The following is a 21,354-nucleotide window of genomic DNA, read 5'->3' on the forward strand; positions in this document are numbered from 1 at the left end:
GATGCGCATAGAACCCCGTCCGCTACCCGAACTGCTGCCTGATCTGGGCGACTTGCCGCCGCTGCTGACGCGCCTCTACGCCGCGCGCGGTGTGCAATCGGTGGCAGAGCTGGACAAGGGGCTCTCCCGGCTGATTCCTTACGCACAGCTCAAGGGCATCGATGGTGCGGTTGAGTTGCTCGTAGAGGCGCTTGAGAAGCGTCAGCGCATCCTCTTCGTCGGTGATTTCGATGCCGATGGCGCCACCGCCAGTACTGTCGGCGTGCTGGGCTTGCGTCAGCTCGGCGCGGCGCATGTCGATTATCTGGTGCCGAATCGCTTCGAATATGGCTACGGCCTGACGCCAGAAATCGTCGCCGTCGCGCTTGAGCGACAACCGGATCTGCTGGTGACCGTGGATAACGGGATATCCAGCGTCGACGGCGTCGCCGCCGCCAAATCCGCAGGCCTCAAGGTGCTGGTAACCGACCACCATCTGCCGGGACACGAGTTACCGGCGGCCGATGCCATCGTCAATCCCAACCAGCCGGAGTGCGCCTTTCCAAGCAAATGCATTGCCGGGGTCGGAGTTATTTTCTATGTGTTGCTGGCCTTGCGGGCGCGCTTGCGCGAGGCGGGCTGGTTCGCCCGCAACGGCTGGAGCGAACCAAATCTCGCCGAACTGCTCGATCTGGTCGCGCTGGGCAGCGTCGCCGACGTGGTGCCGCTGGACGCTAACAACCGCATCCTCGTGCATCAGGGGCTCGCGCGGATTCGCGCAGGGAGGGCACGCCCTGGGTTGCGCGCGATCCTTGAAGTCGCTGGGCGCGACCACAGCCGCATCACGTCTACCGATCTCGGCTTCATCCTCGGACCACGATTGAACGCGGCGGGGCGCCTGGACGACATGGCGCTGGGCATCGAGTGCCTGCTCTGCGAAGACGAAGCACTGGCGCGCGACATGGCCGTGCAACTCGATCAGCTCAATCAGGACCGTAAGGGCATCGAACAGGGCATGCAGCGCGAAGCGCTGGCGCAGCTCAAGGATTTGCCGCTGGAAGATATGCCATTTGGCCTGTGCCTGTTCGAGCCGGGCTGGCATCAGGGCGTTATCGGCATTCTCGCCTCGCGACTGAAGGAGCGCTATCACCGACCTACTATCGCGTTCGCTGATGCAGGCGATGGTTTGCTCAAAGGCTCCGCGCGCTCGGTGCCGGGTTTTCATATCCGCGATGCGCTGGATGCGGTCGCGGCGCGCCATCCCGGGCTGATCAGCAAATTCGGCGGCCATGCGATGGCGGCCGGCCTCTCACTGCCGCAGGGAAACTTCGGCGCCTTTGCCACGGCGTTCGATGCCGAGGTGCGCCGCCAGCTATGCGAAGACGATCTGACTGGACGCTTGCTTACCGACGGGCAGCTGAGCATCGAGGAATTTCACCTGGAACTGGCCAAAGCGCTGCGCAACGCCGGCCCTTGGGGCCAGCATTTTCCCGAGCCGGTGTTCCACGGCGTGTTCCAACTGGTTCAGCAGCGTTTGGTCGGCGAGAAACATCTGAAGATGGTGCTCAAGAGCGAATGTGGCTCGCTGACCCTCGACGGTATCGCTTTCAATATTGATCGCGACGTCTGGCCCAACCCCACCGTGCGCTGGGCGGATCTGGCCTACAAGCTGGACGTCAACGAATTTCGCGGTCGTGAAAGCGTGCAGCTGCTGGTAGCGCATATCGCAGCGCGCTGATCCGCTCGTTCGGGCCGATGATCGGCCCGCTGAATCAAGAGCCATTTGCCACGGCTTGATTGATTGTTGACCACTCGCAGCGCGCCTAGAGTGTTCGGACTACAACAACAATCTCCGGAGCCTGCGATGAGCGAAACGACCCGGCACCACCGTGCGTGCCACCTGTGCGAGGCCATCTGTGGCCTGACCATCGAAACCCGCGACGAACAAATCGTTTCGATCAAGGGTGACCCTCAGGATAGTTTCAGTCGCGGCCACATTTGTCCTAAAGCAGTTGCCCTGCAGGATATCCAGAACGACCCGGACCGCCTGCGCCATCCCATGCGCCGTGTTGGCGACGAATGGCAAGCCATTGAGTGGGACGAGGCCTTCGCATTGGTGGCCGAGCGCCTGACCGACATCCGCGAGCGTCATGGTAACAACGCAGTGGCGGTTTATCAGGGCAACCCCAGTGTGCATAACTACGGGCTGATGACCCATAGCAACTACTTTCTCGGCCAGCTGAAAACCCGTAATCGTTTCTCGGCTACCTCAGTCGATCAGCTGCCGCATCACCTGACCAGCCTAATGATGTACGGCCACGGCCTGCTGATTCCGATTCCCGACATCGATCACACCGACTTCATGCTGATACTCGGTGGCAACCCGCTGGCGTCCAACGGCAGCATCATGACCGTCCCTGACGTGGAAAAGCGCCTCAAGGCGTTAAGGGCACGTGGTGGCAAGCTGGTGGTGGTCGACCCACGCCGTAGCGAAACCGCTGCCATCGCCGATCAGCATCTGTTCGTTCGTCCCGGTGAGGACGCCGCGCTGCTTTTCGGTCTGCTCAACACGCTATTCGACGAGGGCCTGACGCGCGCCAGTCATCTACCGGTGGATGGTCTGGACGAACTCCGTGCCGCTGTAGCGCCATTCACGGCCGAGGCGATGAGCCTGCGCTGCGGCGTGTCGGCCGAGCAGATCCGCCAGCTGGCGCGCGATTTCGCTGCGGCGGACAAGGCGGTCTGCTACGGCCGCATGGGCGTATCGACCCAGGCGTTCGGTACGCTGTGCCAATGGCTAGTCCAATCGATCAATCTGGTGACCGGCAATCTGGATCGAGTCGGTGGCGCGCTCTGCACCGAGCCGGCTGTGGACTTGGTAGCCAACACCTCCGGTGGGCATTTCAATCGCTGGCAGAGCCGGGTTTCAGGCTTGCCGGAATACGGCGGCGAGCTGCCTGTATCGGCGCTGGCCGAAGAGATGCTCACCGAAGGGGAAGGGCAGATTCGCGCGTTGATAACGGTGGCGGGTAATCCGGCGCTTTCGACGCCCAACGGCCGGCAGTTGGAGCAAGCGCTGGACGGCCTGGATTTCATGCTCAGCGTGGATTTCTATATCAACGAAACCACTCGCTACGCCGATCTGATCCTGCCGCCAACGGCGCCGCTGGAACACGATCACTACGACACCACGTTCAACCTTTTCGCGGTACGCAACGTCACTCGCTTCAACGAGGCCGTGCTGAGCAAGCCGGCCGGTTCGCTGCACGATTGGGAAATCTTTGTCGGCCTGGCGCAGGCTTTTGCCGCGCGGACCGGTAGTGACCTCAAGCCGACCATCGCGCCCGAACAGATGATCGACCTCGGCCTGCGTGCCGGGCCGTACGGCGACCACAGCGAGCTTGCATTGAGCTTCTCCAGGCTGCGCGACTACCCGCACGGCCTCGATCTCGGTGCGCTCAAACCGAACCTCGCCGGTCGCCTGAAGACCGCCAATCAGCGTATCCAGGCGGCGCCGGAGCTGTTTCTCAATGACCTGAAACGCTTTGCTTTGGCGCCCACTCAGCAAGCGGATCAGCTGGTATTGATCGGCCGTCGTCATGTGCGCAGTAATAATTCCTGGATGCACAACTACCATCGCCTGGTGAAAGGCAAGCCGCGCCATCAGCTGTTGATGAACCCCGTGGATTTAAGTCGACTTGGGTTACTTGATGGCCAGCGCGTGCGGGTTCGCTCGCGGGTCGGGATGATCGAAGTGGAAGTCGCCGCCAGCGACGAGATGATGCCCGGTGTGGTCAGCTTGCCTCATGGCTGGGGGCACGGGCGCCCCGGCGTGCGGATGGGCATCGCCAGCAGCCAGCCGGGTGCCAGCGCCAACGACCTGACTGATGAGCGACAGCTTGATGCGCTGTCCGGCAATGCTGCGCTTAATGGTGTGCCGGTTCAGGTGGAGGCGGCGTAGCCGGCGATCTTGTGGGGCGATGCTTATGCGGTGCTACCAACTGCTGCCCCTCACCCTAACCCTCTCCCCTCAGGGAGAGGGGGCTGGACCGAGCTGATACGAGCGATAGCGATCCGCCCGGCGCGCACGGTGGCAAAAAGCACGCTGACTGTCCCTTCACTCTAACCCTCTCCCCCCTCAGGGAGAGTGGACTGGACCGAGCTGATATGAGCGATAGCGATCCGCCCGGCGCGCACTGTGGCAAGAAAAGCACGCTGGACCTCGTCGAATTGGGCTCAGATGCGTCAGAGGCTGCAAGCACGAGCGAAGCCAGCACGCGCTTCACACCGACACGGAACAAGCCCCCTCTCCCCTCCGGGGAGAGGGCTGGGGTGAGGGGAAACGAGGCAAACCCTCACGCTAGGTTCTGCCATACGCAATGCAAGCCCAATCAGCCACGGCGCGGAGCAACTTCTGCTTGGAGAGCGGGGCAAGCCAACCAGCCATGCCGCAAAACTCCATGGCCTTCGCAACACGCAGTCACCGATTCGCCCACCAAGCGCAGCTGTGACCAGGCAAGATCGTCGAAACAGTCTGTACTGAGGGATGTCCAACCCGCATCCATCGCAGCCGAGGTTTCCATGACACAGCTTTTTCAGCCGCTCACCCTGCGTCAGTTGACGTTGCCCAATCGCATAGCCGTTTCGCCCATGTGCCAGTATTCGGCCAAGGCTGGCATGGCCAACGACTGGCACCTGGTGCACCTCGGCAGTCGCGCAGTGGGTGGCGCCGGGCTGGTCATCATCGAGGCGACCGCCGTCACCGCCGATGGGCGGATTTCACCGGAAGATCTCGGCATCTGGTCTGATGAGCATGTCGAGCCGCTGCGCCGGATCACGCGCTTCATCGAAGCCCAGGGCGCGGTCGCCGGTATTCAATTGGCGCATGCCGGGCGCAAGGCGAGCACCTGGCAGCCCTGGCTTGGGCGGCACGGTAGCGTGCCAATCGCAGCTGGCGGCTGGACGCCGGTCGGCCCGTCGACCATTGCCTTCGATCCGGAGCACGCTGTACCCACCGCGCTGGACGAGACCGGCATCGCCGAGGTCAGTCAGGCCTTCGTGCGTGCAGCCGAACGAGCGCTGGCGGCAGGATTCAAGGTCGCCGAAGTGCACGCCGCCCACGGCTATCTGCTGCATCAGTTCCTTTCGCCTCTGTCCAACCAACGTCAGGATGGCTATGGCGGCTCCTTCGACAACCGTATCCGTTTGCTACTGGAAGTGACCGAGGCAGTGAGAGCCGTGTGGCCGGAAGAGCTGCCCCTGTTCGTCCGCCTGTCCGCGACCGACTGGGTGCAGGATGGCTGGAACGCCGAAGAAACCGTAGAACTGGCGCGGCGATTGAAAATCCTTGGGGTCGATCTGATCGACGTGTCCTCGGGCGGCACCGCAGTGAATGCCGAGATCCCGGTCGGGCCCGGCTATCAGACCCAGTTTGCCGAACAGGTCCGACGCGAGGCCGACATCGCCACCGGCACCGTCGGCATGATCACCGAGGCGGTTCAGGCCGAACACATTCTGCGCACCGGGCAAGCCGATCTGATCCTGCTGGCCCGCGAGTTGTTGCGCGATCCCTATTGGCCGCTGCATGCCGCCGAGGATCTGCGTGAAAACTCGGTGCCATGGCCTGCACAGTACTTACGCGCCGCTCATCGAAACACGCCGATTCGGCAAGTTCCCGATTCGCTCGACTAATCTATCCCTTGTTAAGCAGGTAATTTCATGAAGACCTCCGGTTTGCTCGATCAACTGCTCAAATCCGGGCAGGACCTCCTACAGAAACAGCAGGGCTCTGTAACGCGCCCGGGCAACACTAAAAGCAGCGGTTCGCTCGGCGACATGCTCGCTGGCGCCAGCGGTCCTCTGGGCAGCATTCTTGGAGGAAGTGGCGGCGGGCGTGGCGCACTGGCGACCGGCGCGCTCGGCATGTTGTTAGGCAGCAAGGGTGGGCGTCGCCTGGGTGGCAAGGCGGTGACTTATGGCGGACTAGCTGCGCTCGGCATGCTGGCCTACAAGGCCTATGGCAACTGGCAGGCACAGCAGGCCGGCGCAGCGCAGGCGAGCGCTACACAGGCCGAGCCGAAAACCGTTGATCGACTGCCGCCCGATCAGGTCGAGGAGCACAGCCGTGGCATTCTCAAGGCGCTGGTCGCCGCGGCCAAGGCTGACGGCCACGTCGATGATCAGGAACGCAAGATGATCGAGGCCGAATTGGCGCAGCTGACCGATGACCCAGAGTTGAAACACTGGCTGGAAGCGGAGCTGAACAAGCCGTTGGACCCGGTTGAAGTCGCCGCTGCCGCCACTACGCCGGAGATGGCCTCGGAAATGTATCTGGCCAGTGTGCTGATGGTGGATGAAGAACACTTCATGGAGCGCGCCTACCTGGACGAGCTGGCCCGGCAACTCAAGCTCGACGCGCAGCTCAAGGCCGAGCTGGAAAGCCAGGTGCGCGGCGTTTCCGCCTGATTGCCGCCGGGGCGGTCCGATGGCCGCCTTTGCTGGGATCGGCTTGGCTTGCCAAGAGCCGCGTCGATGGCCTCGCATGGGCTGTCAGCCACGGCCTGCTGCGCTATAATCGTCGGCTTTTCGCACCGTCCGATTGAGAGCTGCCTATCTATGGAAATCAACCCGATCCTCAACAGCATCAAGGACCTGTCCGACCGCACCCAGTCAATTCGGGGGTATCTTTGACTACGATCAAAAGCATGATCGTCTCGTCGAAGTAAACCGCGAACTCGAAGACCCCAACGTCTGGAACAACCCTGAGTACGCCCAGAATCTTGGTCGCGAGCGTGCGACGTTGGCGCTGATCGTCGAAACCATCGATGACCTCACAGGCAGCCTGGTCGACTCCCGCGACCTGCTCGACATGGCCGTCGAAGAAGACGACCAGAGCGCCGTGGACGACGTAGCCGCTGAGCTGGACCGTCTGCGCGGCATTCTCGAAGGGCTGGAATTCCGCCGCATGTTCAGCGGCGAAATGGACCCCAACAACGCCTACCTTGACATCCAGGCCGGTTCCGGCGGCACCGAAGCCCAGGACTGGGCCAACATGCTGCTGCGCATGTACCTGCGCTGGGCCGACAAGCACGGTTTCGACGCCACCATCATGGAACTGTCCGAAGGCGAAGTCGCCGGCATCAAGGGCGCCACGCTGCACATCAAAGGCGAATACGCCTTCGGTTGGCTGCGAACCGAGATCGGCGTGCACCGCCTGGTGCGCAAGAGCCCGTTCGACTCCGGCAATCGTCGCCACACTTCGTTCACAGCGGTGTTCGTTTCGCCGGAAATCGACGACAACATCGAGATCGAGATCAACCCGGCCGACCTGCGCATCGACACCTACCGTTCATCCGGTGCCGGTGGTCAGCACGTCAACACCACCGACTCGGCGGTGCGTATCACCCACGTGCCGACCAATACCGTGGTCAGTTGCCAGAACGAACGTTCCCAGCACGCCAACAAGGACACCGCCATGAAAATGCTGCGGGCCCGGTTGTACGAGCAGGAAATCCAGAAGCGCAACGCGGCGTCCCAGGCGCTGGAAGACACCAAGTCGGATATCGGCTGGGGCCACCAGATTCGCTCCTACGTGCTCGACCAGTCGCGCATCAAGGACCTGCGTACCAGCGTCGAGCGCAGCGACTGCGACAAGGTGCTGGACGGGGATATTGACGAGTATCTCGAAGCGAGCCTGAAACAGGGGCTGTAAGGATACTGCGCTTGGCCAGCGTCGGTGGGCTGAAGCCCACCCTACGGTACCGACGTCAGCCAGGGATTATGTAGGGTGGGCTTCAGCCCACCAAAACAGGGCGAGGTTGCTGGTGGGCTGAAGCGGAATGCCGCCCGGCCCACCGTGCTTCTGAAACCCGCAGCACATCAGCTTCAGCCTGCACGACAATCAGACATTAGCTAGCCAATCCATGGGTCTAGACGACCCACGCGCCGGAATAACTGACCATGAGCGAACAACCGCTGAACCAGCACGCCATCCAAGAGGAAGAAAACAGCCTGATCCTTCAGCGCAAGGAAAAACTGGCTGCCGAGCGCGCCAAGGGCGACGTCTTTCCCAACGACTTCCGTCGCGACAGCTACTGCAACGATCTGCAGCAGAAGTACGTCGACAAGACCAAGGAAGAGCTGGCAGAAGCGGCGATTCCGGTGAAGGTCGCCGGTCGCATCATGCTCAACCGCGGCGCCTTCATGGTGTTGCAGGACATGAGCGGACGCATCCAGGTCTACGTCAACCGCAAGACACTGCCAGCCGAGACCCTGGAAGCGATCAAGCACTGGGACCTGGGTGACATTATCGCTGCCGAGGGCACCCTGGCGCGTTCCGGTAAAGGTGACCTTTACGTCGAGATGACCGACGTGCGTCTGCTGACCAAATCGCTGCGTCCGCTACCGGACAAGCACCATGGTCTGACCGACACCGAGCAGCGCTACCGCCAGCGCTACGTCGATCTGATCGTCAACGAGGAAACCCGCCACACCTTCCGTGTGCGTTCGCAGGTGATCGGGCATATCCGCAAGTTCCTCAACGAACGCGACTTCCTTGAAGTCGAAACGCCGATGCTGCAAACCATTCCTGGCGGCGCCGCAGCCAAGCCGTTCGAGACCCATCACAACGCGCTGGACCTGCCGATGTTCCTGCGCATCGCGCCGGAGCTTTACCTCAAGCGTCTGGTGGTCGGTGGTTTCGAGCGCGTCTTCGAGATCAACCGCAACTTCCGTAACGAAGGCGTTTCGACCCGGCATAACCCCGAATTCACCATGCTCGAGTTTTACCAGGCCTACGCCGACTACGAAGACAACATGGATCTCACCGAAGAGTTGTTCCGCGAGCTGGCGCAGCTGGTTCTGGGCAGCACCGACGTGCCGTACGGTGACAAGGTGTTCCACTTCGGCGAGCCGTTTGTGCGGCTTTCGGTGTTCGATTCGATCCTGAAATACAACCCGGACATCAGCGTCGCCGACCTGCAGGACATCGATAATGCCCGCGAAATCGCCAAGAAGGCCGGCGCCAAGGTGCTCGGCTTCGAAGGCCTGGGCAAGCTGCAGGTGATGATTTTCGAAGAGTTGGTTGAGCACAAGCTGGAGCAGCCACACTTCATCACTCGCTATCCGTTCGAAGTCTCGCCGCTGGCGCGTCGCAGCGATGATGATCCGAGTGTCACCGACCGCTTCGAGCTGTTCATTGGCGGCCGCGAAATTGCCAATGCCTATTCCGAGTTGAATGACGCCGAGGACCAGGCCGAGCGCTTCATGCAGCAGGTTGCCGACAAGGATGCCGGTGACGATGAAGCCATGCACTTCGACGCTGACTTCGTCCGCGCGCTGGAGTACGGCATGCCACCGACCGCGGGTGAGGGTATCGGCATCGACCGCCTGGTGATGCTGCTGACCAATTCACCGTCGATCCGCGACGTGATTCTGTTTCCACATATGCGCCCTGAGGTCTGACCTCATCTGGTCCCCGCTCGGTGACGCTTTACCGAGCGGTGATCGTCCCGTCGTTTGCGTCTGGCGGTCGCGTCTGCACTGAAGATGCACCGCTCCGAGCATCGAACCTCCGCATCACCACCGCAGCCGCAGGGCGACGGCACATATCGTCGCCGTCTCGATGGCTTCAGATCGGTAATCTTCTGCCGACAGCTGTATATAGCTGAAGCAGCTCTTCGCGAACCGGGCACGGATTGCGACGGTCCGCTGATGTATAAGTTGAAGGCTACGGATCACTGACGAGGTACGGATGAATACCCGTAACAATCTCGATGAGTACCAAAGCACGGTTCGTGCACTATCCGACCGCATCGTCGAGGCACAAACCCCGGTGCGGGTGCTCGATGCGGTGAAGTGGGACGACAACGTCCGTAAGGGTTTCTTCGCCGCTGGCGGTCGCGAGCTACCGAAGATCGATCGCAGCTATTACGAAGGACGCCCGCTGGCGTTCGATTCGAGCGCCAAGAAGGAAGAATTCCAGAACATCGAGCGTGACATCACGCGGCAGCTGGGGCAGTTCAACCCGGTCGGGCAGATCATGCGGCGCATGTGCAAGGAATACCGCATGGTGATCCGCATGCTCGAAGCACGCGGTACCGCTGATTTCGGGCTGATCTCCCAGGAACTCTACGGCGCGGCGTCGGACGCTTTCCATGCCGGCGATCCTACGCTCGCCGACCTCGGCTTGATGCTCTCCGATTACCTGAACAACATTGCCGACCGAGGCGATCTCAAAGACGAAGCCAAGACCCTCAACGCGCCGCAAGCGGTGGACATGCTGCAGAAACGGCTCGACTTGGTATTTGGTGAAGGCGAAGGCGTGATCCGAGTGTTCGAATCCGACGGCATCCTTGCCGACGCAGCCGCGGGTGCCGACTACATCAAGATCCGCAGCGATGCCATGTTCAACGAGCGCGACGTGCGCGCGCTGGAGGTGCACGAAGGCCTGGTGCATGTGGGCACGACGCTCAACGGGCAGAACCAGCCGATTTGCACCTTCCTTGCGAAGGGCCCGCCGTCTTCCACCGTGACTCAGGAAGGCTTGGCAATTCTGATGGAAGTCATCGCCTTCGCCTCATACCCGACCCGCCTGCGCAAGCTGACCAACCGTACCCGCGCCATTCACATGGCCGAGGAGGGCGCGGATTTCCTCGATGTATTCGCCTTCTTCCGTGACCAGGGCTACGCCGAGGACGAGTGCTACAGCAACGCCAGCCGGGTTTTCCGCGGTTCGCTCCCGAATGGTTTGCCCTTCACCAAAGACCTGTCCTATCTGAAGGGCTTCATCATGATTTACAACTACATCCAGCTTGCGGTCCGCAAGGGCCGGCTGGAGCAGATTCCGCTGTTGTTCTGCGGCAAGACCACTCTGGAAGACATGCGCACCCTGCGCCAGCTGGTCGACGAGGGTATGGTCGTCCCACCCAAATATCTGCCGCAGCAGTTCCAGGACCTCAACGCGCTGTCAGCCTGGATGTGCTTCTCCAACTTCCTTAATCACCTGAGCCTCGATCGGATCGAGGCGGATTACGCGAATATTCTCTAAGGCGCATACGAAAAAAAGCCGGAGCATCTGCTCCGGCTTTTTTCGTTTCGGTTGATGGCAGTCAGAACAGTGTGTTCGGCAGGTAGGTCGCGATCTCCGGAAAGACCATGATGATGCCCATGCCGATGATGTTGACGATCACGAAAGGAATCACCGACCAGTAGATGTCCTTCATGGTGATGCTTGGCGGGACGATACCTTTCAGATAGAAGAGGTTGAACCCGAAGGGCGGCGTCATATAGCCGATTTCCATGTTGATCACGAACAGCACGCCGAACCAGATCGGATCGAAGCCCAGCGAGGCGATGATCGGCAGGAATACCGGCAGGGTGATCAACATGATGCCGACCGGATCGAGCAGCATGCCCATGACGAATACGATGGCCATCATGAAGATGACGATCGCCCAGCGGCCGCCCGGCAGGTCCATCATCAGCCCTTCGATCAACGACTGCGCGCCCATGCCTTGGTAGGCCGAGCTGAACGCGTGGGCCGCGAACAGGATCCAGGCGATCATGCCGGTGAGCTTGAAGGTGCGGATAGCTGCTTCCTGCAGGATCGGCCAGTTCAGCTTGCGGTACACGGCGGCGGAAATCAGCGCGCCGAACACACCCATCGCAGCCGCCTCGGTCGGCGTGGTTATGCCACCAATGATCGAGCCAAGGACCATTACCACGATGCCGATCGGCAGCAGCACGGCGCGCACCGCCCGAAATTTCTCCGGCCAGGTACCGCGTTCTTCCTTTGGCAGTGCCGGTGCCAGGTGCGGTTGCAAGTAGCTGCGCACTAGCACGTAGGTAACCGTCAGGAAGACCAGCAGCAGGCCCGGCAAAACGCCTGCGGCAAACATCTTGCCGACCGACTGGCCGCTGATCATTGCGTAGAGAATCATCATGATGCTCGGCGGGATCAGGATGCCCCAGCCCCCGCCGGTGTTGATGCAGCCCAGCACCATGCGCTTGTCGTAGCCGCGTTCGAGCATCGCTGGTAATGCGATGGTACCCATTGCCACCACAGCGGCGCCGCTGATGCCGACCATGGCGCCGAACACCGCGCAGATACCCAGCGTGCCGATCGCCAGCCCGCCGCGCATGCCGCCGCACCACAGGTGCATCATGCGATAGAGGTCGCGCGCCACGCCCGTTCGTTCGAGCAGCATGGCCATGAACACGAATAGCGGTATGGCCACCAGGGTGAAGCTTTCCATGGTGCCCCACATCTGCGAGGCGACCATGTAGAAGGCATCGACGCCCCAGGTGAAATAAAGAAACAGCACCGAGACGCCGCCCAGTACAAACGCCAGTGGTAGGCCCAGTACGAGGAAGAACACCAAGGTCAGGAAGAACAGCAGCGTGGTGATTTCGATGCTCATTGCGCATCCTCCGCGTGCTTGGCTGGCTCGTGCCCCAGCGCGATAAGGATGTCTTGCAGCAGCTTGGCAATGCCCTGCAACAGCAACAGCAAGGTACCGAGCGGAATCATCGCCTTGATCGGCCAGATAGGCGGGTTCCAGGCCGAATAGGAGGTTTCCATGCCTTGAATCGATTCCCAAGCCATTGAGCTGCCGAAGTAGAGCAGCGCGGCCATGAAGAGGAAAAACATGCTCGAGGTGAAGATATCGATCCATGCGCGGATGCGCGGACCGAACGAGGCATACAACAGATCCACGTTAACGTGGTCGCGATGCGCCATCACGTAGCCGCCGGACAGCACTACGTAAGCACCGAACAGCATCTGCCCGAATTCATTGGTCCAGGAGGTGGGATTCGAGAACAGATAGCGCATGAGCACTTCGAACAGCAGTAGTCCAAAGATGATAAAGATCAGGTAGGCCACCCAGCGGCCAATGAATTCGTTGAGCCGGGTGATGCCGTCGATGTAGGCATGGATCAGGCGCATGACGAGTCCCACGAGCAAGAATTGAGCGAATTGTCCAGGCCGGCGCGGTTAGGCGCGCCGGTCTGGTGATCAGGCGAGGAAATTACATGTAGCCGAGGTCGCCGAGGAAGGTCTTGAGTTTTTGCAGGGCTTGAGCGGCTTTTTCGCTGCGCTTGCCTTCTTCTTCCCACGACTTACGCGCTACTTCCTGTAGCCGCTTCTGTACGTCCTCGGGCAGCACGTTGACCTGTACGCCTTCTTCCTTGATCGCTTTCTGCAAGGCGATCTGCTCTTGGTACAGGTATTCGTTAGTGCGGTACCAGAACTGCTCGTCAAGGATCTGCTTGACGATCTCCTGGTCGCGCTCGGAGAGCTTATCCAATGCCTTCTGACTGACAATGATCACGTCGGTACCGGCAATGTTGAGCGCGGGTTTGACGTGAAACTTCGCTACTTCGTAGAAGCTCATGCTCGCCGCGCCCTGAGCCGCACCCCAATGCGCACCATCGACCACGCCGGTATCGAGCGCCGGGTAAAGCTCGCCGCCAGGTAGGTAGGTCGTCGAGGCGCCTGCCTCGTCGAGGAATTTTTGCAGCGCGCCCGAAGAGCGAATTTTCAGTTTGGTGAAATCCTCCCAGCTGTTGATCGGGCGCTTCACCACCATCTCTGTCGGGTAGACCTTGTCAGTCGACCAGTACACTCCGTACTGAGCGGCTTCTTCGCGGAGCATGTCCTCGAAGCCCATGTGCTTATGGAAGTAGGCCGTTTCCCAAACATTCTGAAAGGCGAACGGCAGTCCGGAGGCGATGCCGGCGAGCGTGATTTTGTCCTGGGCGTAGCCAGGGGAGATGGTGCCCATCTGAATGATGCCGCGGCTGACCGCGTTGAAGGTCTCCTGTGGCTTGAACAGCGCACCGGATTCGAACAGTTGCAATTCCAGGCGGCCTTCGGTGCGCCTCTCTATCTCATTCTTCAGACGCACCAGGCTGTCTTCGTAAGAGCTACTGGCGCTCGGCCAGTGGGATTGGACACGCCACTTGGTGACCTCTTGGGCCGCGGCCATTTGCGGCAGGACCGCAGAGACCGCCAAGGCGACCAGGCTGGCTGGAACGAGTAGCTTCTTGAGCATGAATTTCATAACGCGTCCTCTTGTTGTAATTGTCTGGCTGACGGGCCTTTTTTGTGTACTTACATCATTCTACGTTTCGCACAGTAAAACTGATTTTTGAAAATGTATCCGAAAGCTAACATAGCGCGTAGCTTTTTCAACCGCTGGTATGTGCTATCGACTCCTTTTTTTGTTTTTACAACTATCCCACCGCTTAGCTGACTGGTGCCATGGCACTTCGATATTGATCTTAGACGGTTCTGTTTGTGGGTCGTCATAATTCTGCCTGATGGAACTGGATTTCGAATTGACTCGAAGATTCAGGCATGCCAGCTTCAAAAAACAGCGTCTCTACAAAAACAATCGAGGGGGCTCGCTATGCGGTTCGTAATTCGATTCATCGAGATGGGGCAGTCCTGTACTTGCGCTTCAACGACTGCGACTCGCTCAAGCTGCGTGTCATGAAGACGCGAGACCTGGATCCGTCTGTGAGCGAAGACCCGGCGATCAAACTGCCGATCAGCGGCGGTAAGGATCTCCCAGGGTTTCATCAGGTGTTGGGCTACCGTCAAGTGACCTGGACGGAAAATGAGGCGGTCATCGAGCTGGACGTGCAAGCCTGTCACCTGAACATGGCGGGCGTGCTCCACGGTGGCGTGATCACCTCGCTGCTCGACGTGGTGCTGGCCGAGGCCGGCACCTATTGCCCTTATCCAGGCCGGGTGCGCAAAGCCATCACGCTGGTGCTGAACACCACCTTCACCGGGCAGTGTTCCGGCGGAGTCATCCGCGCCATCGGTAAGCGGCGTGCTGGTGGCACCCGAATCTTCAACAGTTCCGGCGAGGTACGCGACCAGGATGATCGTCTGCTGGCGATCGGCGAAGCGACTTTCCGCCTGCGCTCCGGCAGCGAGCATCCGCAAGGGGTGCCATTTTCGTTGCCCCCGCAGAACAACAAGAAGGAAAACGGCGATGTATGAATTGACTGGTAAAGCGCTGCAGATCCATGAACAGCTCACGGCATTCATGGAAGAGCATGTTTATCCCAACGAACACCTCTTTCATGAGCAGGTCGCCACCGCAGCGGATCGCTGGGCGCCGCCGCCGATTCTCGAAGAGCTCAAGGCCAAAGCCAGGGCGCAGGGGCTGTGGAATCTGTTCTTGCCGGAGAGCGAGTTCGGCGCCGGGCTGACCAATTTCGAGTACGCCCACCTGTGCGAGATCATGGGTCGTTCCCATGGTGCCGCTGAGGTCTTCAACTGCTCCGCACCGGACACCGGCAATATGGAGGTGCTGACGCGCTACGGCACGCCGGAGCAGCAGGAGCAGTGGCTGAAGCCCTTGCTCAACGGCGAGATACGCTCCTGCTTTTCGATGACCGAACCTGACGTGGCATCGTCCGATGCCACCAATATTGCCTGCGAGATTCGCCGCGAAGGCGATGAGTACGTGATCAACGGGCACAAGTGGTGGTCGTCCGGCGCGATGGCAACCACCTGCAAGATTGCTATCGTCATGGGTAAGACCGATCCCACTGCCGAGCGCCATCGCCAGCAGTCGATGATTCTCGTGCCGCTGGACACGCCCGGCGTTGAAATCACCCGGGCGCTCCACGTGTTCGGCTACGACCATGCGCCTCACGGGCATGCCGAGATCCACTACAACAATGTCCGCGTGCCGGCCAGCAACATGCTGCTCGGCGAAGGCCGCGGCTTCGAGATCGCCCAGGGCCGTCTCGGTCCAGGCCGCATCCACCATTGCATGCGCACCATCGGTGTAGCCGAGCGCGCGCTGCAGGCCATGTGCGAGCGCGTTCATTCCCGCGTGGCATTCGGCAAGCGGCTGGCCGACTTCGACTCGATTCGCAAGGATATCGCCCGTTCACGCATAGAGATCGAACAGACCCGCCTGCTGACGCTCAAGGCGGCGCGCATGATGGACACCGTCGGCAACAAGGTGGCGCGCCAGGAGATCGCCATGATCAAGGCGGCTGCACCCAGCATGGCGCTGCGCGTACTGGATCGCGCGATTCAGGTGCACGGGGCCAAGGGCGTCTGCCAGGACAGCTTTCTGGCGGCGGCGTGGGCCCACCAACGCACCTTGCGCCTGGCGGATGGCCCGGACGAGGTGCATCTGGACACCATTGCCAAACTGGAGCTGCAGAACTATTCCAAAAAGCGCTGAGCCTCCTACAAAACCTACAAGAAGGATGCAGTCATGACCAATCCGTTATTCGATCTGTCCGGAAAGGTGGCGCTGATCACCGGTTCCACCCGCGGCATTGGCCGCTCCATTGCCGAAGAAATGGCGAGGTGCGGCGCCAAGGTCGTCATCTCCAGTCGCAAGGCCGATGCCTGCGAGACCGTGGTCGCCGAGCTCCAAGCTGCGGGCTTCGAGGCCATCGCTGTGCCCTGTCATGTTGGCCGCAAGGAAGACCTGCAGCGGTTGGTCGAAACCACCTTGCAAACCTGGGGGCGCATCGATGTGCTGGTCTGCAACGCGGCCACCAACCCCGTCTACGGCCCGACCAGTGAGCTGACCGATGATGCCTGGGACAAGATCATGGACACCAACGTCAAGGGCACCTTCTGGCTGTCGAACATGGTTCTGCCGCAGATGGCCGAACGTGGCGAAGGGGCGGTAATCATGCTCTCCAGCATCGCCGGGCTGCGTGGCAATACCGTGATCGGCACCTATGGCGTATCCAAGGCAGCCGAAGCGGCGCTGGCGCGAAACCTGGCTGCCGAGTGGGGCCCCAAGGGCATCCGCGTCAACGCCATCGCGCCGGGGCTGGTGCGTACCGATTTCGCCAAGGCATTGCTCGACGATCCGGAGCGGGTTCGTCGGGCGGCCGAGAAAACCCCGCTGCGCCGTATCGGCGAGCCGGTGGATATTGCCGGACTCGCGGTCTTTCTCGCGGCGCCCGCCAGTGCCTATATCACCGGTCAGGTAATCGTCGCGGATGGCGGAGAAACCGCGTGCTGAGGGGTTGGTAATGAGCGAACCCGAACTGATCGAGGTCCTGCCGGCCCATCGTTTCGATGAGGCCGCGCTAGCTCGGCATCTGCGCCTGCATCTGCCGCAGCTGGGTGATGACGGTCTGATCATCAAACAATTCCAGGGCGGCCAGTCCAACCCCACATACCTACTGGAGACGGCGGGGCGCCGTTATGTGCTGCGCAAGAAGCCGCCGGGCAAGGTGCTGCCCTCGGCGCACATGGTCGAACGTGAGTACAAGGTAATCCGCGCGCTATCCGAGCACACCCGTGTGCCGGTACCGCATGTGCATCTGCTGTGCGAGGACGAAGGCATCATCGGCACGGCCTTCTATCTGATGGATCACGTCGAGGGGCGAATCTTCAGTCATCCGGCGCTGGAGGAGCTGGCGGCCCAGGAGCGTCAGCCGCTTCATCTGGCCGCTATCGATACCCTGGCCGAGCTGCATCGAGTCGATGTCGAGGCGGTGGGGCTTGGCGATTTCGGCAAGGCCCAAGGCTATTTCGCCCGTCAGGTGAAGCGTTGGTCCGGCCAGTACCAGGCGTCCCGCACCGGCGACATGCCAGCGATGGAGCGGCTGATGCAGTGGCTACCGGAACAGGTGCCGCAACGTGATGAATGCGCTATTGCCCACGGCGACTACCGCCTCGGCAATCTGATCTTTGAACCCGGGGCGGCGAAGGTGGCGGCAATTCTTGACTGGGAGCTGTCGACCCTGGGCCATCCGCTCGCCGACCTCGCTTATTTCTGCCTGCCGTATCACCTGCCCGCCGGTGTGGATGGCTTGCGTGGGCTAGTCGGCAGCGATCTGCAGGCGCAGGGCATTCCCACCGAACTGCAAGTGCTAGAACGTTACTGCAAGCAAAGTGGACGGACCGAAGTGGCTAACTGGCATGTCTTCGTGGCGTTTTCGCTGTTCCGTCTCGCGGCGATTGTCCAGGGTGTTTATGCCCGTGCACTGCAGGGCAACGCGAGCAATGCCGATGCGCTGCAAGTCGGTCAGCGCGCCGGCTTGCTGGCCGATGCGGGCTGGCGCATCGCCCAAGGTGGTCAGGGAGAATTGGCATGAGCGGTCCGTTGCTGCGCCGCGTCCTGCTGACCAACGACGACGGCATCGCCGCGCCGGGTTTGGCATTGCTCGAGCGAATCGCCGCGCAACTGGCCGAGGAAGTCTGGGTAGTTGCGCCAGAGCATGATCAAAGCGGCACCGGTCAGGGCATTTCCGTGCACTCGCCGTTGCGGGTATATCGCCACGGTGAACGGCGCTTCGCCGTTTCCGGTACGCCGTCCGACTGCGTGATGTTCGCCATGGCCGAGTGGTTGCAGGAGTCGCCACCCGATCTGGTGCTCTCCGGCGTCAACAGTGGGGCGAACATCGGCGACTCGGTTCCCTATTCGGGAACCATCGGCGCGGTGCTCAGTGCCGATTTACTGGGGCTGCCGGCCATCGGCCTGAGCCAGGCCTTTCTCGATCGCACGAATATCGATTGGTCGTGTGTCGAAATCTACGCTGAAGCCGCGATCCGCGAGCTCTGGATGCGCCGCTCGGAAGGCGGCTGTTGTTGGAACGTCAACTTTCCCGCCTGCTCGGCCGACGCGGTCAGCCATCTGCGGATGACCCAGCAATCGCGCGGCTCAATTTCCAAGCCGCGCCTGCAGGCCGGCCGGGACGGTCGAGGTCTGCCGTACTGGTGGCTCGGCTTCGAGCATTCCTCTTCGCACATCGTTGCGCCTGAGGCGGACGTCACGGCACTGCGCGAGAAACGCATCGCCATCACACCTTTGCGCGACACCCGAGGCTGGCTCGAGTGGGGCGAAGAACGGGCCTTGGCAGACCTGGCCTTTTATAGCGATTCAGGAGCTTTGTAATGTTCACTCGTCATCATGCGGTCTGGCCCGAGGATTTGCCCAAACATCTGACGGTGCCGGAAACCAGCCTGTTCACCAATCTGGAAATCTCCGCCCGACGTTTTCCGGACAAGACGGCCATCGTCTACTACGACACCCTGATCACCTACACCGAACTGCTACGCGAAGTGGAAGCGCTGGCCGGCTATCTGCAGCATCTGGGCGTCGCCAAGGGTGATCGGGTTCTGCTCTACATGCAGAACTCGCCACAGTTCACCATCGCCTATTACGCGATCCTGCGTGCGGACGCCGTGGTGGTGCCGGTCAACCCGATGAACCACAGCGCCGAGCTGGAGCACTACCTGCACGATACCGGCGCGAGCGTCTGCATCTGCGGCCAGGAGTTGACCAGCTTCATCGCGCCGCTGGCTGGCACCGCGCAGCTGCGTCAGGTGATCGTCGCGGCCTATTCGCAGTACGTTCGCCAGCCCACCGATTTGGCGTTGCCGGCAGAGGTGCAGGCAGCGCCGACCACGCCGGATTTCGCCGGTGGCGTCAGCTGGAGCGAGGCCCTGAGCGCGGGTCATGCGCCGGGCCCGCACACCGCCGGCCCGGACGATCTGTGCGTGTTCCCTTACAGCTCCGGCACTACCGGTGCGCCCAAGGGCTGCATGCACACCCATCGCTCGGCCATGGCGACCATCATTCACCGCGTGGTCTGGACCAATAGCACCAGCGAGTCGGTGATTCTCGCGACGCTGCCGTATTTTCACGTGACCGGCATGCAGGGCGCCATGAGCGGGCCGATCTACAACGGCGGCACCGCGGTGATCATGACCCGCTGGGACCGCAAGGTCGCGGCGAAACTGATCGAGCGCCACGCGGTAACCGGCTGGGTCAATATCGCCACCATGGCCATCGACTTTCTCGCCGATCCGGATCTCGAACAGTACGACCTGTCCAGCCTGGTCAGCGTCGGCGGCGGCGGGGCGGCCATGCCCAAGGCGGTCGAAGAAAAGCTGCATCGGCTCACTGGTCTGCGTTACATCGAGGGCTACGGCCTGTCCGAAACCATTGCTGCCACCCATATCAACCCGGTTGCGCGGCCCAAGGCCCAATGCCTCGGCATTCCGATATTCGATGTCGACAGTCGGGTCATCGACCTGAGCACGCAACACGAGCTCGGCCCCAACGAGGTGGGTGAGATCGTCAGTCACGGTCCGCAGGTATTCGTCGGCTACTGGAACCGGCCTGAAGAGACCGAACGCGCCTTCATCGAGCTGGACGGCAAGCGTTTCTTCCGCACCGGCGACATGGGCTACTACGATGAGGAGGGCTATTTCTTCATGGTCGACCGGGTCAAGCGCATGATCAATGCGTCGGGCTTCAAGGTCTGGCCGTCGGAGGTCGAGAGCCTGATGTACCGCCACCCTGCGATCCAGGAGTGCTGTGTCATCTCGCGCCCCGACCCAAAACGCGGCGAGACGGTAAAAGCCTGCGTTGTGCTGCGTGACGGTCAGGCCGGGCAGGTCAGCGAACAGGACGTCATCGACTGGTGCAAGGCGGAGATGGCGGCGTACAAGGCGCCGGTGTACGTGGAATTCGTCACGTCGCTGCCGCGCTCGTCCACCGGCAAGCTGATGTGGCGTGCCTTGCAGGAAGAAGAAAACCGCAAGCACGCCAGTGCGCAGGAGGCCTGACGGCACAGCCCCGACCTAGGCCCCTTCGAAACCAATGGAGAAGACTTATGCAAGATTCAACTTCGACGAATCGGGACGCGGAATGGCAGGTGCGTAAGGACCTCGCCGCGGCCTATCGACTGGTGGCGCACTTCGGCTGGGACGATCTCGTTTTCACTCATCTGTCTGCCCGCGTGCCGGGGCCCGAACACCACTTTCTGATCAACCCGTACGGCCTGCTATTTCAGGAAATCACTGCCTCGTCGCTGGTGAAAGTGGACAGCGAGGGGCAGATCGTCCAGAGCGGCAGCCTGCATAGGGTCAACCCGGCGGGCTTCACCATCCACAGCGCTATTCACATGGGGCGCGAGGACGCCGGCGCGGTCATGCACCTGCATGCCGCCGACGGCACGGCGGTCTCGGCACACCGCGATGGTCTGCTGCCGCTGAGCCAGACCGCGATGCTCTGTCTCGATCACCTCAGCTATCACGATTACGAAGGCGTGGCGCTGGACCTGAGCGAGCGCGAACGGCTGATCCGCGACCTCGGCGACAAACAGATAATGATCCTGCGCAACCATGGCGTGCTTACGGCGGGCAGCACCGTCGCCGAAGCTTTCACTTATCTCTATTTCCTGATGAAGGCGTGCGAGATTCAGGTGCGAGCCCAGTCTTGCGGCCCGACCCACCTGCCGTCGGATGCCGCCATCGAGACCACTCGCCAGCAGTCGGCCGAGCTGGGCAAAGCCGCCAAGCTGACCTGGCCGGCGTTGCTGCGTCTGCTGGAGGCCAACGGCCACGTCTACGCGATATAAGCG

Annotated in this window: 17 protein-coding genes; 14 read left to right on the forward strand and 3 right to left on the reverse strand. The window is 61.3% G+C overall.

The window, feature by feature from the left end; genetic code table 11:
• Position 1 precedes the first annotated feature (1 nt).
• The 7 genes from recJ to D7241_RS02740 all read left to right on the forward strand — a co-directional run bounded on the left by recJ (position 2) and on the right by D7241_RS02740 (position 11,026).
• Positions 2-1,717, forward strand: coding sequence for a single-stranded-DNA-specific exonuclease RecJ (recJ, locus tag D7241_RS02710; RefSeq protein ID WP_408100199.1), 1,716 nt, complete (start codon positions 2-4; stop codon positions 1,715-1,717).
• A gap of 126 nt (positions 1,718-1,843) precedes the next feature.
• Positions 1,844-3,940, forward strand: coding sequence for a molybdopterin oxidoreductase family protein (locus D7241_RS02715; protein ID WP_408100200.1), 2,097 nt, complete (start codon positions 1,844-1,846; stop codon positions 3,938-3,940).
• A gap of 620 nt (positions 3,941-4,560) precedes the next feature.
• Complete coding sequence (locus tag D7241_RS02720) at positions 4,561-5,670, forward strand: NADH:flavin oxidoreductase/NADH oxidase (RefSeq protein WP_408100201.1); 1,110 nt, start codon at positions 4,561-4,563, stop codon at positions 5,668-5,670.
• A gap of 27 nt (positions 5,671-5,697) precedes the next feature.
• The gene (locus D7241_RS02725; protein ID WP_408100202.1) at positions 5,698-6,444 is read left to right on the forward strand and encodes a tellurite resistance TerB family protein; all 747 of its coding nucleotides are present in this window, start codon (positions 5,698-5,700) and stop codon (positions 6,442-6,444) included.
• A 150-nt stretch (positions 6,445-6,594) separates the two neighbouring features.
• A protein-coding gene (gene prfB / locus D7241_RS02730) for a peptide chain release factor 2 (RefSeq protein ID WP_408100203.1) occupies positions 6,595-7,690 on the forward strand; the annotation gives its coding sequence in 2 pieces (ribosomal slippage) (positions 6,595-6,666 and positions 6,668-7,690; 1,095 coding nt in all).
• 248 nt (positions 7,691-7,938) lie between these two features.
• Positions 7,939-9,441, forward strand: coding sequence for a lysine--tRNA ligase (gene lysS, locus D7241_RS02735; RefSeq protein WP_408100204.1), 1,503 nt, complete (start codon positions 7,939-7,941; stop codon positions 9,439-9,441).
• Positions 9,442-9,730: 289 nt separating this feature from the next.
• On the forward strand, positions 9,731-11,026 hold the full coding sequence (locus D7241_RS02740) for a flavohemoglobin expression-modulating QEGLA motif protein (protein WP_408100205.1): 1,296 nt from the start codon (positions 9,731-9,733) through the stop codon (positions 11,024-11,026).
• A 61-nt stretch (positions 11,027-11,087) separates the two neighbouring features.
• Here D7241_RS02740 and D7241_RS02745 read toward each other — a convergent pair whose 3' ends face one another.
• The 3 genes from D7241_RS02745 to dctP all read right to left on the reverse strand — a co-directional run bounded on the left by D7241_RS02745 (position 11,088) and on the right by dctP (position 14,042).
• Complete coding sequence (locus D7241_RS02745; protein WP_255980834.1) at positions 11,088-12,398, reverse strand: TRAP transporter large permease subunit; 1,311 nt, start codon at positions 12,396-12,398, stop codon at positions 11,088-11,090.
• Positions 12,395-12,925, reverse strand: a complete 531-nt coding sequence (locus D7241_RS02750; protein WP_408100206.1) for a TRAP transporter small permease subunit — start codon at positions 12,923-12,925, stop codon at positions 12,395-12,397. The genes D7241_RS02745 and D7241_RS02750 overlap by 4 nt, the downstream gene beginning before the upstream one ends.
• Positions 12,926-13,007: 82 nt before the next feature.
• Entirely contained in the window at positions 13,008-14,042 is a 1,035-nt protein-coding gene (gene dctP, locus D7241_RS02755; protein WP_408100207.1) for a TRAP transporter substrate-binding protein DctP, read from the reverse strand.
• A 431-nt stretch (positions 14,043-14,473) separates the two neighbouring features.
• On the opposite strand from dctP, the gene D7241_RS02760 reads away from it, so the two are divergent.
• Genes D7241_RS02760 through D7241_RS02790 form a run of 7 tightly spaced genes read left to right on the forward strand, consistent with a single transcriptional unit; the run spans position 14,474 to position 21,351 of the window.
• Complete coding sequence (locus D7241_RS02760; RefSeq protein WP_408101178.1) at positions 14,474-14,992, forward strand: PaaI family thioesterase; 519 nt, start codon at positions 14,474-14,476, stop codon at positions 14,990-14,992.
• A complete protein-coding gene (locus D7241_RS02765; RefSeq protein WP_408100208.1) occupies positions 14,985-16,196 on the forward strand; it encodes an acyl-CoA dehydrogenase family protein in 1,212 nt (403 codons plus the stop codon). Before D7241_RS02760 ends, D7241_RS02765 begins: the two co-directional genes overlap by 8 nt.
• Before the next feature lie 33 nt (positions 16,197-16,229).
• Positions 16,230-16,997, forward strand: a complete 768-nt coding sequence (locus tag D7241_RS02770) for an SDR family NAD(P)-dependent oxidoreductase (RefSeq protein ID WP_408100209.1) — start codon at positions 16,230-16,232, stop codon at positions 16,995-16,997.
• Between the two features lie 10 nt (positions 16,998-17,007).
• Entirely contained in the window at positions 17,008-18,078 is a 1,071-nt protein-coding gene (locus tag D7241_RS02775; protein WP_408100210.1) for a phosphotransferase, read from the forward strand.
• Positions 18,075-18,878 (forward strand): 5'/3'-nucleotidase SurE, encoded by an 804-nt coding sequence (gene surE, locus D7241_RS02780; protein ID WP_408100211.1) that lies wholly within the window; start codon positions 18,075-18,077, stop codon positions 18,876-18,878. Before D7241_RS02775 ends, surE begins: the two co-directional genes overlap by 4 nt.
• Positions 18,878-20,557: a long-chain fatty acid--CoA ligase gene (locus D7241_RS02785; protein WP_408100212.1), complete on the forward strand. Its 1,680-nt coding sequence runs from the start codon at positions 18,878-18,880 to the stop codon at positions 20,555-20,557. Before surE ends, D7241_RS02785 begins: the two co-directional genes overlap by 1 nt.
• Positions 20,558-20,604: 47 nt before the next feature.
• Positions 20,605-21,351 (forward strand): class II aldolase/adducin family protein, encoded by a 747-nt coding sequence (locus tag D7241_RS02790; protein ID WP_255980816.1) that lies wholly within the window; start codon positions 20,605-20,607, stop codon positions 21,349-21,351.
• Positions 21,352-21,354: the final 3 nt, after the last annotated feature.

It is taken from the genome of Stutzerimonas sp. VN223-3 (genome assembly GCF_045999685.1).
Taxonomy (GTDB): domain Bacteria; phylum Pseudomonadota; class Gammaproteobacteria; order Pseudomonadales; family Pseudomonadaceae; genus Stutzerimonas; species Stutzerimonas stutzeri_AR.

Excerpts from the sequence above, each read along its gene's own strand:
- D7241_RS02770 (WP_408100209.1), top strand. The coding sequence starts at position 16,230 with ATGACCAATCCGTTATTCGATCTGTCCGGAAAGGTGGCGCTGATCACC.
- dctP (WP_408100207.1), bottom strand. The coding sequence starts at position 14,042 with ATGAAATTCATGCTCAAGAAGCTACTCGTTCCAGCCAGCCTGGTCGCC.
- D7241_RS02715 (WP_408100200.1), top strand. The coding sequence starts at position 1,844 with ATGAGCGAAACGACCCGGCACCACCGTGCGTGCCACCTGTGCGAGGCC.
- D7241_RS02760 (WP_408101178.1), top strand. The coding sequence starts at position 14,474 with ATGAAGACGCGAGACCTGGATCCGTCTGTGAGCGAAGACCCGGCGATC.
- D7241_RS02720 (WP_408100201.1), top strand. The coding sequence starts at position 4,561 with ATGACACAGCTTTTTCAGCCGCTCACCCTGCGTCAGTTGACGTTGCCC.
- lysS (WP_408100204.1), top strand. The coding sequence starts at position 7,939 with ATGAGCGAACAACCGCTGAACCAGCACGCCATCCAAGAGGAAGAAAAC.
- D7241_RS02790 (WP_255980816.1), top strand. The coding sequence starts at position 20,605 with ATGCAAGATTCAACTTCGACGAATCGGGACGCGGAATGGCAGGTGCGT.
- D7241_RS02750 (WP_408100206.1), bottom strand. The coding sequence starts at position 12,925 with ATGCGCCTGATCCATGCCTACATCGACGGCATCACCCGGCTCAACGAA.
- D7241_RS02785 (WP_408100212.1), top strand. The coding sequence starts at position 18,878 with ATGTTCACTCGTCATCATGCGGTCTGGCCCGAGGATTTGCCCAAACAT.
- D7241_RS02745 (WP_255980834.1), bottom strand. The coding sequence starts at position 12,398 with ATGAGCATCGAAATCACCACGCTGCTGTTCTTCCTGACCTTGGTGTTC.
- D7241_RS02775 (WP_408100210.1), top strand. The coding sequence starts at position 17,008 with ATGAGCGAACCCGAACTGATCGAGGTCCTGCCGGCCCATCGTTTCGAT.
- D7241_RS02740 (WP_408100205.1), top strand. The coding sequence starts at position 9,731 with ATGAATACCCGTAACAATCTCGATGAGTACCAAAGCACGGTTCGTGCA.
- D7241_RS02765 (WP_408100208.1), top strand. The coding sequence starts at position 14,985 with ATGTATGAATTGACTGGTAAAGCGCTGCAGATCCATGAACAGCTCACG.
- D7241_RS02725 (WP_408100202.1), top strand. The coding sequence starts at position 5,698 with ATGAAGACCTCCGGTTTGCTCGATCAACTGCTCAAATCCGGGCAGGAC.
- recJ (WP_408100199.1), top strand. The coding sequence starts at position 2 with ATGCGCATAGAACCCCGTCCGCTACCCGAACTGCTGCCTGATCTGGGC.
- surE (WP_408100211.1), top strand. The coding sequence starts at position 18,075 with ATGAGCGGTCCGTTGCTGCGCCGCGTCCTGCTGACCAACGACGACGGC.